This is a genomic window from Gilvibacter sp. CC01, assembly GCF_055755295.1.
Genome location: NZ_CM146909.1, coordinates 765,916 through 780,908, shown reverse-complemented (window position 1 = coordinate 780,908; position 14,993 = coordinate 765,916). Strand labels below are relative to the sequence as shown.

General features: G+C 43.6%; 15 protein-coding genes. 13 read left to right on the top strand and 2 right to left on the bottom strand.

Annotation, left to right across the window (positions count from 1 at the left end):
* The first annotated feature begins 39 nt into the window (after positions 1-39).
* The 13 genes from AC0J2F_RS03685 (at position 40) to AC0J2F_RS03625 (ending at position 13,898) form a co-directional block, all read left to right on the top strand.
* Positions 40-2,223 carry a glutamine synthetase III family protein gene (locus tag AC0J2F_RS03685; protein ID WP_473008828.1) on the top strand — a complete coding sequence of 728 codons (2,184 nt, stop codon included), beginning with the start codon at positions 40-42 and terminating at the stop codon, positions 2,221-2,223.
* Between the two features lie 499 nt (positions 2,224-2,722).
* Complete coding sequence (locus AC0J2F_RS03680) at positions 2,723-2,956, top strand: hypothetical protein (protein ID WP_473008827.1); 234 nt, start codon at positions 2,723-2,725, stop codon at positions 2,954-2,956.
* An 84-nt stretch (positions 2,957-3,040) separates the two neighbouring features.
* Positions 3,041-3,847 carry a hypothetical protein gene (locus AC0J2F_RS03675; RefSeq protein ID WP_473009360.1) on the top strand — a complete coding sequence of 269 codons (807 nt, stop codon included), beginning with the start codon at positions 3,041-3,043 and terminating at the stop codon, positions 3,845-3,847.
* 118 nt (positions 3,848-3,965) lie between these two features.
* Positions 3,966-5,222 carry a hypothetical protein gene (locus AC0J2F_RS03670; protein ID WP_473008825.1) on the top strand — a complete coding sequence of 419 codons (1,257 nt, stop codon included), beginning with the start codon at positions 3,966-3,968 and terminating at the stop codon, positions 5,220-5,222.
* Positions 5,223-5,329: 107 nt separating this feature from the next.
* On the top strand, positions 5,330-5,824 hold the full coding sequence (locus AC0J2F_RS03665) for a hypothetical protein (RefSeq protein ID WP_473008824.1): 495 nt from the start codon (positions 5,330-5,332) through the stop codon (positions 5,822-5,824).
* Between the two features lie 3 nt (positions 5,825-5,827).
* On the top strand, positions 5,828-6,607 hold the full coding sequence (locus tag AC0J2F_RS03660) for a CsgE family curli-type amyloid fiber assembly protein (protein WP_473008822.1): 780 nt from the start codon (positions 5,828-5,830) through the stop codon (positions 6,605-6,607).
* Positions 6,608-6,615: 8 nt separating this feature from the next.
* A complete protein-coding gene (locus tag AC0J2F_RS03655; protein WP_087524714.1) occupies positions 6,616-7,008 on the top strand; it encodes a curli production assembly/transport component CsgF in 393 nt (130 codons plus the stop codon).
* A gap of 11 nt (positions 7,009-7,019) precedes the next feature.
* Positions 7,020-8,438, top strand: coding sequence for a CsgG/HfaB family protein (locus tag AC0J2F_RS03650; protein ID WP_473008820.1), 1,419 nt, complete (start codon positions 7,020-7,022; stop codon positions 8,436-8,438).
* Between the two features lie 9 nt (positions 8,439-8,447).
* A complete protein-coding gene (locus tag AC0J2F_RS03645; protein ID WP_473008819.1) occupies positions 8,448-9,959 on the top strand; it encodes a carboxypeptidase regulatory-like domain-containing protein in 1,512 nt (503 codons plus the stop codon).
* A 65-nt stretch (positions 9,960-10,024) separates the two neighbouring features.
* Complete coding sequence (locus AC0J2F_RS03640) at positions 10,025-11,206, top strand: AIR synthase related protein (protein ID WP_473008817.1); 1,182 nt, start codon at positions 10,025-10,027, stop codon at positions 11,204-11,206.
* Positions 11,207-11,239: 33 nt separating this feature from the next.
* Positions 11,240-12,316 carry a peptide chain release factor 1 gene (prfA, locus tag AC0J2F_RS03635; protein WP_087524718.1) on the top strand — a complete coding sequence of 359 codons (1,077 nt, stop codon included), beginning with the start codon at positions 11,240-11,242 and terminating at the stop codon, positions 12,314-12,316.
* Positions 12,317-13,135, top strand: a complete 819-nt coding sequence (gene pyrF, locus AC0J2F_RS03630) for an orotidine-5'-phosphate decarboxylase (protein WP_473008815.1) — start codon at positions 12,317-12,319, stop codon at positions 13,133-13,135.
* Complete coding sequence (locus AC0J2F_RS03625) at positions 13,125-13,898, top strand: helical backbone metal receptor (RefSeq protein WP_473008813.1); 774 nt, start codon at positions 13,125-13,127, stop codon at positions 13,896-13,898. The genes pyrF and AC0J2F_RS03625 overlap by 11 nt, the downstream gene beginning before the upstream one ends.
* On the opposite strand, the gene AC0J2F_RS03620 is transcribed toward AC0J2F_RS03625, so the two are convergent.
* Positions 13,882-14,070 (bottom strand): hypothetical protein, encoded by a 189-nt coding sequence (locus AC0J2F_RS03620; RefSeq protein WP_473008811.1) that lies wholly within the window; start codon positions 14,068-14,070, stop codon positions 13,882-13,884. The genes AC0J2F_RS03625 and AC0J2F_RS03620 overlap by 17 nt on opposite strands.
* A gap of 127 nt (positions 14,071-14,197) precedes the next feature.
* Positions 14,198-14,902, bottom strand: coding sequence for a DUF4197 domain-containing protein (locus AC0J2F_RS03615; RefSeq protein ID WP_374959057.1), 705 nt, complete (start codon positions 14,900-14,902; stop codon positions 14,198-14,200).
* Positions 14,903-14,993 lie beyond the last annotated feature (91 nt).

Sequence of the window (14,993 nt, the reverse complement as noted above, 5' to 3'; positions counted from 1 at the left end):
TGTGACCTTTAAATTGTATTTTTGCCAAAAATCGGACTTATGGCACAAATTCGTTTTAACGCACTGCAAACCGCTTTACAGCGAGATATAAAAAAGGTTGAAGAGGCCGGAAGACGTTCAGACCTTTTTGGAAAACACGTATTTAACGATGCGGCAATGAGGCAGTATCTTACTTCGGATGCCTACCAGACCATTCAAGCAGCCATAGAGAAGGGCGATCAGATAGACAGGCAGACCGCAGGGCATATCGCCGCAGGAATGAAAGAATGGGCTATCTCTAAAGGTGCTACGCACTATACGCATTGGTTTCAGCCGCTAACAGGCTCCACAGCAGAAAAGCACGATGCTTTCTTTGAAACGCAGTCCGACGGAACGGTGATAGAAAAACTAGGCGCCAGTCAGTTGGTACAGCAAGAGCCCGATGCAAGTAGTTTTCCTCACGGAGGCATTCGAAATACATTTGAGGCCAGAGGCTATACTGCTTGGGACCCTACGTCTCCAGCCTTCGTTTATGGCACTACTTTATGTGTACCTACCGTATTTGTTTCGTATACGGGAGAGGCCTTGGATTACAAAACCCCTTTATTAAGAGCTTTACAAGCTGTTGATGGAGCTGCCACTGCTGTTGCGCGCTATTTCGACAAGAACGTAAATAAGGTTAACGCGACTTTAGGTTGGGAGCAAGAGTATTTCTTAATAGACGCTGCCTTAGCAGCTGCTCGCCCAGACATTATGTTAGCAGGCCGCACACTTTTGGGTCATGCGTCGGCTAAAGGCCAGCAGTTAGATGATCATTACTTCGGATCTATTCCATCTCGTGCATTGAACTTTATGCGTGAATTGGAACACGAATGTATGCTGCTTGGTGTTCCGGTGAAAACAAGACACAATGAGGTTGCTCCTAACCAGTTTGAGCTCGCTCCGATTTTTGAAGAAGCTAATTTAGCTGTCGATCACAACTCCTTATTAATGGATGTGATGGACAAGGTGGCTAAGCGTCATCATTTCAAAGTGCTATTTCACGAGAAGCCCTTCGCTGGAATAAACGGATCTGGCAAGCACAACAACTGGTCCTTGCAAACCAATACGGGGATCAATTTGCTGAGCCCGGGGAGTACGCCGATGAAGAATCTGCAGTTTTTGACCTTCTTTATCAATACCATCAAGGCGGTAAATACTCACGAAGCGCTTTTGCGTGCTTCTATAGCAAGTGCTGGTAACGATCATCGTTTGGGTGCCAATGAGGCCCCTCCTGCAATAATCTCTGTATTTATCGGTTCGCAACTCACAGCAGTTTTAGATGAATTAGAAAAGGTGACCAGCGGGAAACTATCTCCGCAGGAAAAAACAGAGCTCAAACTCAATGTGGTAGGTAAGATCCCGGAGATCTTACTAGACAATACAGACAGAAACAGAACATCTCCTTTTGCCTTTACCGGAAATAAATTCGAGTTCCGCGCGGTTGGAAGCAGCGCTAATTGTGCCAACTCCATGACAGTGCTTAACGCTATTGTCGCCAAGCAACTGCAAGAATTCAAAGAAGAGGTCGATGCCCTGATCGTTAAAAAAGGCATGAAAAAGGACGATGCCATATTTAATGTGCTTAGAGAATATATTAAGGACTCCAAGCGCATTCGTTTCGAGGGAGACGGTTATGGAGCTGCCTGGGAAAAGGAGGCAGCCAAGCGAAAACTGTCCAATGCCAAGAATACGCCAGAAGCCTTGAAGGCAAAGATCAGCAAAGAAAGCATAGCCTTATTCGAATCTTTGGGAATCTTGAGTAAGACCGAAGTAGAAGCCCGTTATGAGATCGAGGTAGAAGAATACGCACTGCGTATTCAGATCGAATCACGAGTGCTTGGCGATATTGCCAGAAACCATGTGGTACCTACAGCTATACGTTATCAAAATATACTGTTAGAGAATATAGCCGGCCTTAAAGCAGTATACGGGAAAACCACAATAGACTTTACAGAAGAACCAATGCAGTTGCTGGAGCAGATCTCGGGATATATTCGCGATATCAATAAAGGAGTGGCTCAGATGATTCTGGAGCGAAAACAAGCGAATGTTTTGCCGGCAAATGAGCGAGCAGAAGCGTATTGTTCAAAGGTACTGCCTCATATTCAGGATATTAGACGCAGTTGTGACAAGTTAGAGCTTCTTGTGGATGATCAGTTGTGGCCGCTTACAAAGTATCGTGAGCTTTTATTTACCAATTAAGTAGGTGTTTCTACGTAGTTCTACGGGTGTTCCGAAATCGTTTTCGTTCCATTTTTTGATTTAACAAAATATTAACATATAGTATCTTCGATTTATTTGTGTCCTTTGCCGAAGAAATCAGGTATGATATCAGCATATTTTACCTACTTTGTAAGACTTGTACTACAATTTAAACTTTTGGAAAAATCAACAGGAAATATCCCTTTTTTAGCCCGTGGATTTTTTCCGATATTTATTCCGCAAGAGATTGCTATATCCCCTCAGAAGCAGCTAAAGTAAGACGCGAAGTCATCTGCTGCAATTTTCAAAACAAACCCAATTTACACCTTAATACTGTGTAGTATTACTGTGTAAGTAATTAAAAAACAGTTATTTAAAAATTCACATCAAGTGAAGCATGGATTCGTGTGCCTTGACCAAACCACGCGAGAGCTTTACTGCGAGTGAAAACATGAAAGATTAAATTAATTCCTAATCCTTATACTTAAATCAAACAATTATGAAAAAAGTAGTTTTATGCGCAGCAGCTCTATTATTCGGAACTGTGGGTTTTGCCCAAATGAATGATAGTGATGTATTCCAGGACGGTAATGGCAACGCCTCATCCGTATTACAATCTGGATTGATGAACGTCTCTGACGTTGACCAAATTGGTGACAACAACGACTCTGAAGTAGAGCAGTTTGGAACCACCAACGACTCTGATGTAGATCAAATTGGTAACAACAACTAATTCTACACTACACAAGACGGTACGAGCAACACCTCTGTTACTTATCAAGAAGGTAACGGAAACCAAGGTGGTGGTACCGGACTTATCTGGGGTACCTACCAATCAGGTAGCGACAACCTTGCTTACACTACATCTTTAGGTGATGGTAACAACGCCGGTACGCGTCAAGCGGGTGCTGACAACGTTTCTGATATCTATCAATTTGGTGTAGGTAACGTAGCTAATGGAGGTCTTTGGGGTGTGTACCAAACTGGTAACGAGAACGACGCCGATGTTGATCAACTTGGAAACAACAACGTTGTGGACAACTTGAGACAAGACGGTCTTCAGAACCAGTTCAAGATCACACAAACTGGAGACTCTAACACCGCTTCTTATTTCCAACAAGGAGAGCGCAACCTAGGTGGTGGTGGAAGCCTTATTTGGGGTATCAACCAAGAAGGTAACAACAACACAGCTACCAACTCTTCTATCGGAAACGACAACAACTCTGGTACTGGACGGTACGGAGACATGAACGTTTCTGCTATCGAGCAAGTAGGTGATATGAACGACGCTAACGGTGGATTCTTCGGAAACTATCAAGTAGGTGACATGAACAGTGCTTATATAGGACAGTTCGGTGACTTGAACGACGCTCAGAACACTTCTATCGGTAACGAGAACATCGCTAACGCGACTCAAGACGGAGACGAGAACATCTCTACTGCTAACCAAACTGGTGACTTGAACCAATCTTATGTTGCACAAGATGGTTTCAACAACATGTCAGATGTTGACCAGATTGGTAACTCTAACCTAAGCAACGTTTCTCAGAACGGAACTCAGCACATGTCTGTAGTTCTTCAGACTGGAAACGGAAACAGCAGTACAGTTACTCAGAACGACTAATCTCAATTGATATTTAATTGATCTGCTCCACTGCCCTGTGTTTATCAGGGCGGTGGTCTAGATAAAAAATCAAAGCGATAAACAGGCAACTGCTTTTCCCCACAACCTTACAATTTTTATGAAAAATTTATTAAGTGCATTCGCAATATTGTTCTCTGTAGCGGCTTTTGCTCAATCCAATAGCAGTGTAGTTACCCAAACCGGTAGCGGAAACGGTTCTGCCGTTAACCAAACCGGATTTATGAATAACTCTACTGTAGATCAAGTTGGAGATGACAATACCTCTGCGGTTGATCAGACCGGTAGCATGAACCAAAACGATACGGATCAGCTTGGAAATAACAACGATTCTGATGTAGATCAGATCGGTGATTCCAACCAGGCCAATACCTATCAAGGTTTCGGTGCCGGTGCTTCTATCAACGATGATAACGATTCAAACATCTATCAGGAAGGGTCTTCGAACACTGCAAACGTCAATCAATTTGGCGATGCAGACGGAGCCGGTTCAGATGGAAACTTTGCTTGGATCAGACAAGAAGGCAACGACAATAGTTCGGACATTACCCAAGAAGGAGATGTTAACGACGGCAGAAACCGTCAAATTGGAGATAATAACGACTCCGACATTCTTCAACAAGGGGATTTCAACTATGCCGGAAGTGATCAGCAAGGTAATGGCAACGACAACGATCAGACCCAAGTTGGTGACGACAATACTGCAGAAAACGAACAGTTTGGAGATAGTAATACAAATCAAATGACCCAAACTGGAAACATGAATTACGCTGGCGCTGGTCAGTATGGTAACGGAAACATTAGTGTTATCACCCAAACCGGTGATAATAATGGAGCCTTGACCATCCAAGACGGTGATTCCAATGGTAGTCTTGTTTCACAGACCGGAGATGACAACGTTTCTATAGTTTACCAAATAGGTACTGCCAACGGTTCACTCGTTAACCAAATCGGTGACGACAACGAATCTTATGTTGAGCAGTTAGGCAACAACAATACTTCTGGTGTTGCTCAGCTTGGTGACGAGAACTACTCATCTGTAGCTCAAAACGGTTTCCTTAACAACAGTAGTGTATTTCAAGATGGAGACCGAAACGAAAGTATCGTTCAACAAATTGGAATGGGCAACTTTAGTGATGTCAAGCAATTTGGCGACGATAATTTCAGTAATGTTTACCAAGAAGGTAACACCAATGTTTCTGGTGTGATTCAAACAGGTGACCTCAATGAGAGCGTTGTGAGCCAGATTGGTAACAGCAATTCAAGTACTGTGCTTCAGACTGGATTCAACCACATGAGTGTGGTGAATCAAGTTGGAAACGGAAACAGTTCAACTGTTGTTCAGAGCGATCTGTAGCAAAAAGACCGAGTCCTTAGTTGGATAAGGACCTAATAATATTGGGCGTGCCTATCAAGAGGCACGCCCAATATATCGTTAATTAAAGACCTAATTTAACGTTAGAGATGAAAAGAAAAATCAACTTATTAATTGTACTTATCCTGACTGTATTTGGAGGGATGCAAGCACAGACCTATACGGACGATGAGGTCAGTGATCAGCAGCAACAAGTACTCTTACAGAATCAACGCAACACTCCCGAAGCAAGGGCGACCAGCGCGAATGATAACAATGTTTTTATCGATCAGCTTGGAGCCAATAACAGTTTGCAGATCAATACCACGGTAGACAACAGCAGCTTTGTCATTGCTCAGGTGGGAGACAATAACATTATCGACCTACAGCTGCGCGTAGACCTGGTGAATCAACAGATCCAACAACGTGGTAATAATCATTTAGTCAGTGATTTTAGTACCAATACGCGCTTACACAATCTGACCATTGTACAAGACGGAGCAAATCAGAATTTTGTTTTTCACGGAGGTAATAGCATTTCTGAGGATATGAAGATCACCATGCAAGGACAGAATCAATCTATAATTGTGCGCAGTTTCAACTAACCAATGCAAACTCAAGGAAGTATACGCTGGAGCGTGCTATTGATCTTACTACTTTTAGGCTTTACGGCCTCTGGTCAGATCTACAATAAAGATGTGGCGGCCAAGTTGGATGTCGAGTTCAACGATGAGTTCATCAATATCATAGCCTCTGGTCTAAATAAAACTTCCATAGACAAATCCCTGCGATATGTAATTACCGCCTTTGTCCTTTTAGAGGATGGCAGTACCGTAAAAGAAGACAAGGAAGAACGATTTGTTTTGCCAGCAGCGGAGAAAAAAGTATTGAATAGCCTCACCTTTCACAGAAGAGACCTACGCAGAAAAATCATTCTACTGCTCATTTTCGACAAAAACGATAAGATAATCGGAAAAGACAGAGTAGTGTTCTACGGAGATGACAAGAAAGATCCTGATCTTTTCTCCTTTGAGCAGGACCCAAATAAAAATCAGCAAGAAGCCATGGACGAACCCGACGGAATAGTGCTTCGTGGCCTTGTGATTGAGAACACCAAGACCAAACCTGCTCGCGACTTCTATCGCGAATACTACGCGAACTATTTGGCTAAGAAGGTGAATTCTGAGTTTATCATAACCATAGACGAACTATTAGCGCTGGGCACAAACACTAAGGTAGAAGTAAAGGTCGGTGATGCTTTAGTTTGGCAATTCTTTGTAAACCCCCGAAGCGACTATATTTCTGATATGGCAGATATTGCTTTGAACCGCACCATTCGCTATTTGCAGCAGCAAAAACGCGATCAAAATACTATTAGAAAATTCTAACTAACACAATGAGAATACTACTAACCTTTATTTTATTCGGACTCGCTCAGATCAGTTTTGGTCAGGAGCTTGTTTATCGTCCTATCAATCCGGCATTTGGCGGAGACACGTTCAATTACAACTGGCTGTTGAACTCTGCCAATGCGCAAAACGGTTTTAATGAAAGCTTTGGCCGTGAAGATCTTTCTACTCTTGACAGTTTTGCAGAGAGTCTAAACCGACAGATTTTAGGACAGCTCACGCGCGGTCTTTTTTCTGCCCAGTTAGGTGATGGTCTTGAAGCTGGAACTTACAGTTTTGGAACCCTTGCTTTAGAGATCTTTGATTCTGCAGAAGGTCTGGTAGTCAATATACTCGACACCTCCACAGGAGAACAAACCCAAATAATCATTCCCAACTAGCAAACAATACAATGAGAAAGCTTATGTACAGGATATCTATCCTCTCTATGCTTGTGCTTTTTAACAGCTGTGGCGCCCTGTTCAATCAGCCGGTTGATGTGCAAAATGCGCGTCTTGGTGAGTTGTCAGCGCAGACCACGGTGCTCAAACAATTACCACTACCTAACGAACCCATAGTTGTTGGTGTATACAACTTCAAAGATCAAACAGGTCAGTACAAAGCCGTTGAAAACGGAAGCACCTTTAGTACCGCCGTTACCCAAGGCGCTACAACCATTCTAATAAAAGCGCTTGAAGATTCGCAATGGTTCAATCCTATTGAGCGAGAGAATTTAAGCAATTTGCTCAACGAGCGGAATATTATAAGATCTACTAGAGACGATTTTAGAAAGGCCAATCCCGACGCAAACATACCCAGACTCAAGCCCTTGCTCTTTGCGGGTATACTTTTAGAAGGAGGTGTGATCTCTTATGATACTAACATACTTACTGGTGGAGCCGGGGCTCGATATTTCGGAGCCGGAGGATCTACCCGCTACAGACAAGACCGCATTACGGTTTATTTGCGTGCAGTCTCCACGAGCAATGGAGCCATTTTAAAAACTGTATATGTGTCCAAAACCATTTTGTCCCAAGCCGTAGACGTAAGCCTGTTCCGTTATGTGAACTTCCAACGTCTTTTGGAAGTAGAGACTGGTTTTACCAAGAACGAACCCACTCAATTGGCCGTTTCAGAAGCTATAGAAAAAGCCGTGGAGGCCTTAATTATAGAAGGGATCATGGATGGTCTTTGGCAGTCTAAAGAGGGCGAGGAGATCGATCAAAAATTGATTGACGACTATTTGCGAGAAAAAGAACTAGAAGCTTCCACAGGACTTTACGAACGTGAATTGGCCGCGCGCAGTGAGAAGAAACACGTCCTGAGTCTAAACTTGGGGGGAACCTACATCAATGGAGATTTCTCTTCGAGCGACGTGGATGCTAACGCAGGTCTTGGCTACCAATACAAACTTTCTGACGCTTTCCGAGTAGGGGTAGAAGGGAGTATTTTACGATTGAATGCCAACAAGGCCATTTCCAGACGTTATTGGTGGCTAACAGCCGATGCCAATCTGCAATATCGCCTACTGCCTTATGATAAATTCTCACCAATTTTTTACGGAGGAGGAGGCTATATGAGCTTTGTAGACAATACTGAGGCCAAGTTTCTGCAAGATTGGGAAGGCTTCTTTAAAGTTCAAGGCGGAGCCGGATTCGAATATATGGTGAGCCCCAACTTTTCTGTCCTTGCCCGAGCCGGCTATCACGTGAGCTTTACAGATAAATTAGATGACGAGATCTTCGGCTCTAGAGACGATCACTACTTGACCTTTGGAATAGGTCTGAATTACCACTTTGGTGGTGGTACAACCAAACAATCAACAAACTAAACGCGACCCATGAAATCCCAACTAATATATAAATGCTTAGTTTTTGCAGTCTTTGTTGTTCTCAGTGCATGCAGTGAAGACAAAATAGAAGATGGTGTTACAGGAACCCTCACAGGTTTGGTAGTATCAAGTGGTGACAATGCTCCATTAGCTAATGTAAAGATCTCTACGCAGCCTATAACCAGTACCGTGTTCACCGATAATGCAGGACTCTTTGAAATTGCCAATGTGCCAGTTGGCAACTACGCTGTTCAGGCAGAACTCGACGGTTTTGTAGTGGAGTTCGAAGCTGCGGTTATTGCTGCCGATAGAGAGTCGAACGTGATCTTTGAACTCAGTAGAGAAGTACTGGACAATAACTCCCCCAATACCCCAGTAGCGATTAGTCCAGCCAATAATACTACAGACTTGCCTTTGAGTCTGGAATTCGTTTGGTCGGGTGGAGATCCGGACGAAGATGATACCGTGACCTACACCATCAGTCTTCAAAATGATCAAAATGACGAGATTTTAGAGTTACAGACTGTTTCAGACACTACGCTCACTGTAAATAGTGGCCTAATGTTCTCCACACAATATTTCTGGCAGATCAGCGCAGACGATGGCGTAAACCCTCCGGTTTTGAGTGCAATAAACAGTTTTGAAACCACAGCCATTCCAAATGCTGAATATCTCTTTGTTAGAAAAGTAGGCTCAAACAATGTGATCTACGGAGCCGATCTTGACGGAAACTTCATTCAATTGACCTCCGAAGCTACTAACAGCTGGAGGCCTCGAAAGAACAGCGCTATTGGAAAGATCGCCTATTTACAAAGTGTAGGTGGACAGACACAGTTATTTGTCATGGATGAAGATGGTGGTAATAAACAACAGCTCACTTTTGGGATTCCTGTTAGTGGATTCGATCTCAATGAGGTCGATATTGCCTGGGAGCCCAATGGTGCTAGTATATTGTTTCCGACTTTGAGTGGAGCACGTCGGGTATTGTTGTCCACAGCAGGAACCGGAGTGACAACATCTTTCTACGAACCCGCGCCAGGCTTGGTCGTTACGGAGATAGCTTGGAGCGAATTTAACGACGTCATTGCCTTGAAACTAAATGATATTGAGGGTTATAATGTCTCAATCATCACTGTAGATCTGGATGGTAACTTAATTGAAACTATTTTTGAAGGGCAGCCTGGAGCTGCCGGAGGTTTGGATTTGAACATCGATGGCTCTAAAGTATTGTATTGGTATGATACCTCGGGATTAGAATTGCCGGCTTATTTGCCACAGGATGCGAGACTCTTTATTTATAATAGTACAACCGACACCACAGCCGAATTAGTTACCGGAGTAACGGAGGGCTTTATTAATATTGATCCAAGATTTGGGCCGAATGAGAACGATGTCTATTTTACTCAGAAAGGGCGAGTATCTACAGCGACACCAAGCATTTTTGTGTATGACACTTCTCTGCCTGCTGAAAATGCCGAACTCTTGCTAAGTAACGCGAACATGATCGATTACGAAGAATAAGGCACCCCAACTGCTTTAGTAATTATAGCAATTGTGGTATTTTTGCGCTTTAAGTCAACCACAATATGAGTAAGGAGGTTTCTAAACGTTATGCTGGGCGTGGAGTATCTGCGGCCAAAGAGGACGTTCACAATGCTATCAAGAATATCTACAAGGGCTTGTTCCCTAAAGCATTCTGTAAGATCGTCCCTGATTACCTAACGGGAAGCCAAGATCATTGTTTGGTAATGCATGCCGATGGCGCAGGTACCAAATCTTCTCTTGCTTATATGTATTGGAAAGAGACCGGAGACCTATCAGTTTGGAAGGGCATTGCTCAAGATGCATTGGTTATGAATCTCGACGATCTACTCTGTGTTGGAGCGACTTCTGGAATTACCTTGAGTTCTACCATCGGAAGAAATAAGAATTTAATTCCCGGTGAGGTTATCGCTGCTATAATCAATGGAACTGAAGAATTGGTTAAAGAGATGGCCGATTTTGGCGTTGATATTCATCCAACCGGAGGTGAAACAGCCGATGTAGGTGACCTGGTAAGAACCATCATTGTGGACTCTACCGTTACCGCACGCATGCGACGCGATGAGGTGATAGACAACGGCAATATTCAAGCAGGCGATGTGATCGTAGGTTTGGCTTCTTACGGTCAAGCTACTTACGAAACCGAGTACAATGGCGGTATGGGAAGCAATGGCTTAACTTCTGCACGTCACGATGTTTTTGGGAAAGAACTGGCAGGGAAATACCCGGAGAGTTTTGACCCAGCTGTGCCCGAAGAGCTAGTTTATTCGGGGGCTAAAAAATTGACGGATAAGGTTACCGACAGTCCTTTAGATGCTGGTAGGCTTGTGCTCTCTCCAACGCGTACTTATGCCCCGATAATCAAGAAGATCTTAGAAACTGTAGACAGACAGCAGATACACGGAATGGTTCACTGCAGTGGAGGTGCACAAACCAAAATCTTGCACTTTGTAGATCAATTCCACATTATTAAAGACAATATGTTCGAGGTGCCACCACTATTTAAGCTCATTCAAGAGCAAAGCGGTACGGACTGGAAAGAGATGTATCAGGTTTTTAATATGGGGCATCGTATGGAACTTTATGTGCCTCAGGCTGTTGCTGATCAGATAATCGCTATTTCTGAATCCTTCGGAGTAGCTGCTCAAATAGTAGGTAGGGTCGAAGATGCGGCAGAAAAGTCATTGACCATCCGCAGCCAACAAGGAGAATTCCACTATCATTAATTGTCGTAAATTTACGCCCAAGTTATTGCCACTATGCTCGATAAACTCAATATAGTTAAACAGCGTTTTGACGAGGTCAGTGACCTTATTATTCAGCCAGATATCATTTCCGATCAGAAGCGATATGTGCAGATCAATAAGGAGTACAAAGAACTCAGCGAGCTCATGAAGAAACGCAAAGAATACATTGCCCTAACCAACAACATCTCAGAGGCTGAAGAGATCATTGCAGATGGTTCAGACCAAGAAATGCTCGAGATGGCAAAAATGGAATTGGAAAGTGCTAAAGAACGCTTACCGCAACTAGAAGAGGAGATCCGCTATATGTTGATCCCAAAAGATCCGGAAGACGCCAAGAATGTAGTTGTCGAGATCCGCGCAGGAACTGGTGGTGACGAGGCGAGTATCTTTGCCGGAGACCTCTACCGTATGTACACCAAGTATTGCGAAGGTCGTGGCTGGAGCGTTTCTACCGTTGATTATAACGAGGGAACTTCTGGTGGATTTAAAGAGATCATCTTTGAAGTGGCAGGAGAGGATGTGTATGGAACCCTCAAGTTCGAAGCGGGAGTGCATCGCGTGCAACGCGTACCACAAACAGAAACACAAGGCCGTGTACATACAAGTGCAGCTACTGTAATGGTCTTGCCAGAAGCAGAAGAGTTCGATGTAGAGCTGGACATGCAAGACGTTCGTATTGAACGAACCACGTCTACAGGACCTGGAGGGCAATCTGTAAATACCACTTATTCTGCTATTAAACTACATCACGAGCCTACGGGCATTATCGTGAGTTGTCAGGACCAAAAGTCCCAGCACAAGAACTTGGAAAAAGCCCTAAAGGTTTTGCGTTCGCGTCTTTATGAGGCAGAGCTAGCTAAAAAGCAAGCTGCCGATTCCGAGAAAAGAAAAAGCATGGTTTCTTCCGGAGACCGTTCTGCAAAGATCAGGACTTACAACTATCCGCAGGGCCGTGTTACCGATCACCGCATTGGTCTTACCTTATACGATTTGGGTAATATAATCGATGGGGATATACAAAAGCTTATCGACGAGCTGATGCTCGCAGAGAATACCGAGAAACTTAAAGAGAATAGCGAACTTTTCTAAATGACAAGCCAGCAATTAACCGAGCAGATTCTAGCCAAGCATTCCTTTTTATGCGTTGGGCTAGACGTTGATTTAGAAAAAATACCACCGCATTTACTCCAAGAAGAAGATCCGATCTTCTCATTTAATAAGGCGATCATAGATGCTACTGCACAGCTTTGCGTAGCCTACAAGCCCAATACAGCCTTTTACGAAGCCTATGGGCTTAAAGGGTGGCAGGCCTTACAAAAAACCATCGATTACTTGAACGCGGAGTATCCCGATCACTTTACCATAGCCGATGCCAAGAGAGGCGATATTGGAAACACCTCTACGCGTTACGCCAAGGCCTTTTTTGAATCAATGAATTTTGATTCGGTCACGGTGGCGCCTTATATGGGAAGAGATTCTGTTGAACCATTTTTACAGTTCGAAGGGAAATATGTGATCCTGTTGGCCTTGACCTCAAATGCAGGTGCCTTTGAATTTCAGACGCTTTCAGTAGGTGATCAAACTCTATACGAACAAGTAATTGAGACTGCTTCTGGTTGGGAAAACGCGGACCGCCTTATGTATGTAGTAGGCGCTACCAAAGCGGAACATTTGGCAGTAATACGCCAAAAATTGCCCAACCAATTCTTACTCATCCCAGGAGTAGGAGCTCAGGGGGGCTCTTTGACCGAGGTTTGCAAATACGGGATGACAGACAATGTTGGGCTCTTGGTAAATTCTTCTCGAGGAATTATCTACGCCTCTTCTGGTGAAGACTTTGCAACGGCTGCCGCAGCCAAAGCTGCAGATTTACAGCAGCAAATGGCCACTGTACTCCATGGAGTCTAAAGATCAACTAGGACGTTTACATCATTTTGAAAAGGTTCCCAGTCGAATCGTCTCCTTAGTGCCTTCTCAAACCGAACTGTTGGTAGACCTAGGACTGCGAGAACGACTTGTTGGTATCACTAAGTTCTGTGTTCATCCGCAGGAGCTTAGAAAGCAGAAAGTTGTTGTGGGGGGCACCAAACAAGTGAAATTTGAGAAGATTGCTTCAGTTCAACCCGATATCATCATTGCCAATAAGGAGGAGAACACCCTGAAAATGGTCACAGAACTGCAGCGTATAGCTCCGGTTTGGGTAAGTGATATCTATACGGTAGACGATAGCTTAGACTTTATTCGCGCCATGGGAGTTCTTTTTGGGAGAGATGAGTTAGCTGCGGACCTAATAAAGGCTATTGGAACGGCTCGGACAGATTTTAATAAGCACATCCAAGGAAAACCTGTATTAAAGACGGCTTATTTGATTTGGAAGACACCCTATATGGCGGCAGGGCACAATACATTTATAGGAGATCTGTTGCGAGAGAATGCTTTTGAGAATATTATTACTGATCCTAAAGGGCGTTATCCGGAGGTCGATTTAAAAATACTGCAACAGGCCGATCAGATCTTGTTGAGTTCAGAACCCTATCCTTTCAAAGAGAAAGATCGCGCCGAACTGGAAGCGCAGTTAGGAGTGACCGTCAAATTAGTCGACGGCGAATATTTTAGTTGGTACGGGAGCAGACTTAGGCAGGCCTTCGCGTATTTTAAGCGCTTGCACTAACGTATTCAGAGTCCAAAAGCAATTGGATCTCTCGCATTTTGCGTTCTGCAATTTGAAGAGCGCGTTTGCTCTCTTCTTTATCGAAAACTGCTGTCGTGTAAGCATATCGCATCCATCTTTGATACGAAATCTCTAGGCGTCTAAGCTTGCTTTTTTTAAGCATGAATAACATGGGGGAGTGAGTTTTTTTAAAGTTAATTACATTTCCTTAAAGGAAGGCTAATATTAACTTAAAGGTCTGGTATAAAAATGTAAGAAAACCCTCGCTCGATGATGGTTTTATCGGCTAAAGTGTACTTTTAGTCCTGAAGCGCAAAAACACGACGCAAAAGATCAGTGGTTCTAGCCCCAATTTTATTTCTAATTTCCTGTTCCTCAACGGCTATCATAGTATAAACACCTTTTAGGGCTTCTGTGGTCACATAATCGGTCAGATCAGGATTGACGTCATTGACCAACGGAATTGCATTGTATTTGTTAATCAGCTCTGTCCAGATCACATCGGCACCAACCCGACTAAAGGAATTATTGATCACCGGATTGAACTTGGCATAAAGTGCAGAGCGAGTTCTGTTCTCAAGGTAAGTGGTGGCTGCATTGTCGGCGCCGAGTAATATGTTTTTAGCATCGGCAAAGGTGATGTCTTTAACCGCTGCAACAAAGATCGGAGTCGCCTCTTTTACGGCATCTTCTGCAGCTCTGTTGAGCGCTTTTAGACCTTCGTCCGCTAAACTGGAAAGCCCTATATCTCTTAAGGTAGCATCTACTTTTCTAAGCTCTTCGGGCAGCAGTATCTTAACCAATTCGTTTTTATAGAATCCGTCGGTAGCGGTGAGCTTACTCACTTGTTTCTCGATCCCAAATTCTAAGGCCTGTCTCAATCCATTTCCAATTTCAGCTTCGCTAAGTGCAGGCAATCCACCAGGCAAATTGTTGACAACTTGTTGCAGTTCTCCGCAGCTAAAAGTGATGAAGGCAAAAAGGATTAAGGGTAGACGTTTCATAGTATTTGTGATGGATTTAAATGGCGATTTTCTTAAGCTTGTCCTAAAACGATTTCGTTCTAGAGTTGAAAGTACAAAAATCACCCTCAAA

Bases quoted from the DNA above. Each gene is read 5' to 3' on its own strand.
- AC0J2F_RS03685 (WP_473008828.1), top strand. From the start codon at position 40: ATGGCACAAATTCGTTTTAACGCACTGCAAACCGCTTTACAGCGAGAT.
- AC0J2F_RS03680 (WP_473008827.1), top strand. From the start codon at position 2,723: ATGAAAAAAGTAGTTTTATGCGCAGCAGCTCTATTATTCGGAACTGTG.
- AC0J2F_RS03670 (WP_473008825.1), top strand. From the start codon at position 3,966: ATGAAAAATTTATTAAGTGCATTCGCAATATTGTTCTCTGTAGCGGCT.
- AC0J2F_RS03665 (WP_473008824.1), top strand. From the start codon at position 5,330: ATGAAAAGAAAAATCAACTTATTAATTGTACTTATCCTGACTGTATTT.
- AC0J2F_RS03660 (WP_473008822.1), top strand. From the start codon at position 5,828: ATGCAAACTCAAGGAAGTATACGCTGGAGCGTGCTATTGATCTTACTA.
- AC0J2F_RS03655 (WP_087524714.1), top strand. From the start codon at position 6,616: ATGAGAATACTACTAACCTTTATTTTATTCGGACTCGCTCAGATCAGT.
- AC0J2F_RS03650 (WP_473008820.1), top strand. From the start codon at position 7,020: ATGAGAAAGCTTATGTACAGGATATCTATCCTCTCTATGCTTGTGCTT.
- AC0J2F_RS03645 (WP_473008819.1), top strand. From the start codon at position 8,448: ATGAAATCCCAACTAATATATAAATGCTTAGTTTTTGCAGTCTTTGTT.
- AC0J2F_RS03640 (WP_473008817.1), top strand. From the start codon at position 10,025: ATGAGTAAGGAGGTTTCTAAACGTTATGCTGGGCGTGGAGTATCTGCG.
- prfA (WP_087524718.1), top strand. From the start codon at position 11,240: ATGCTCGATAAACTCAATATAGTTAAACAGCGTTTTGACGAGGTCAGT.
- pyrF (WP_473008815.1), top strand. From the start codon at position 12,317: ATGACAAGCCAGCAATTAACCGAGCAGATTCTAGCCAAGCATTCCTTT.
- AC0J2F_RS03625 (WP_473008813.1), top strand. From the start codon at position 13,125: ATGGAGTCTAAAGATCAACTAGGACGTTTACATCATTTTGAAAAGGTT.
- AC0J2F_RS03620 (WP_473008811.1), bottom strand. From the start codon at position 14,070: ATGTTATTCATGCTTAAAAAAAGCAAGCTTAGACGCCTAGAGATTTCG.
- AC0J2F_RS03615 (WP_374959057.1), bottom strand. From the start codon at position 14,902: ATGAAACGTCTACCCTTAATCCTTTTTGCCTTCATCACTTTTAGCTGC.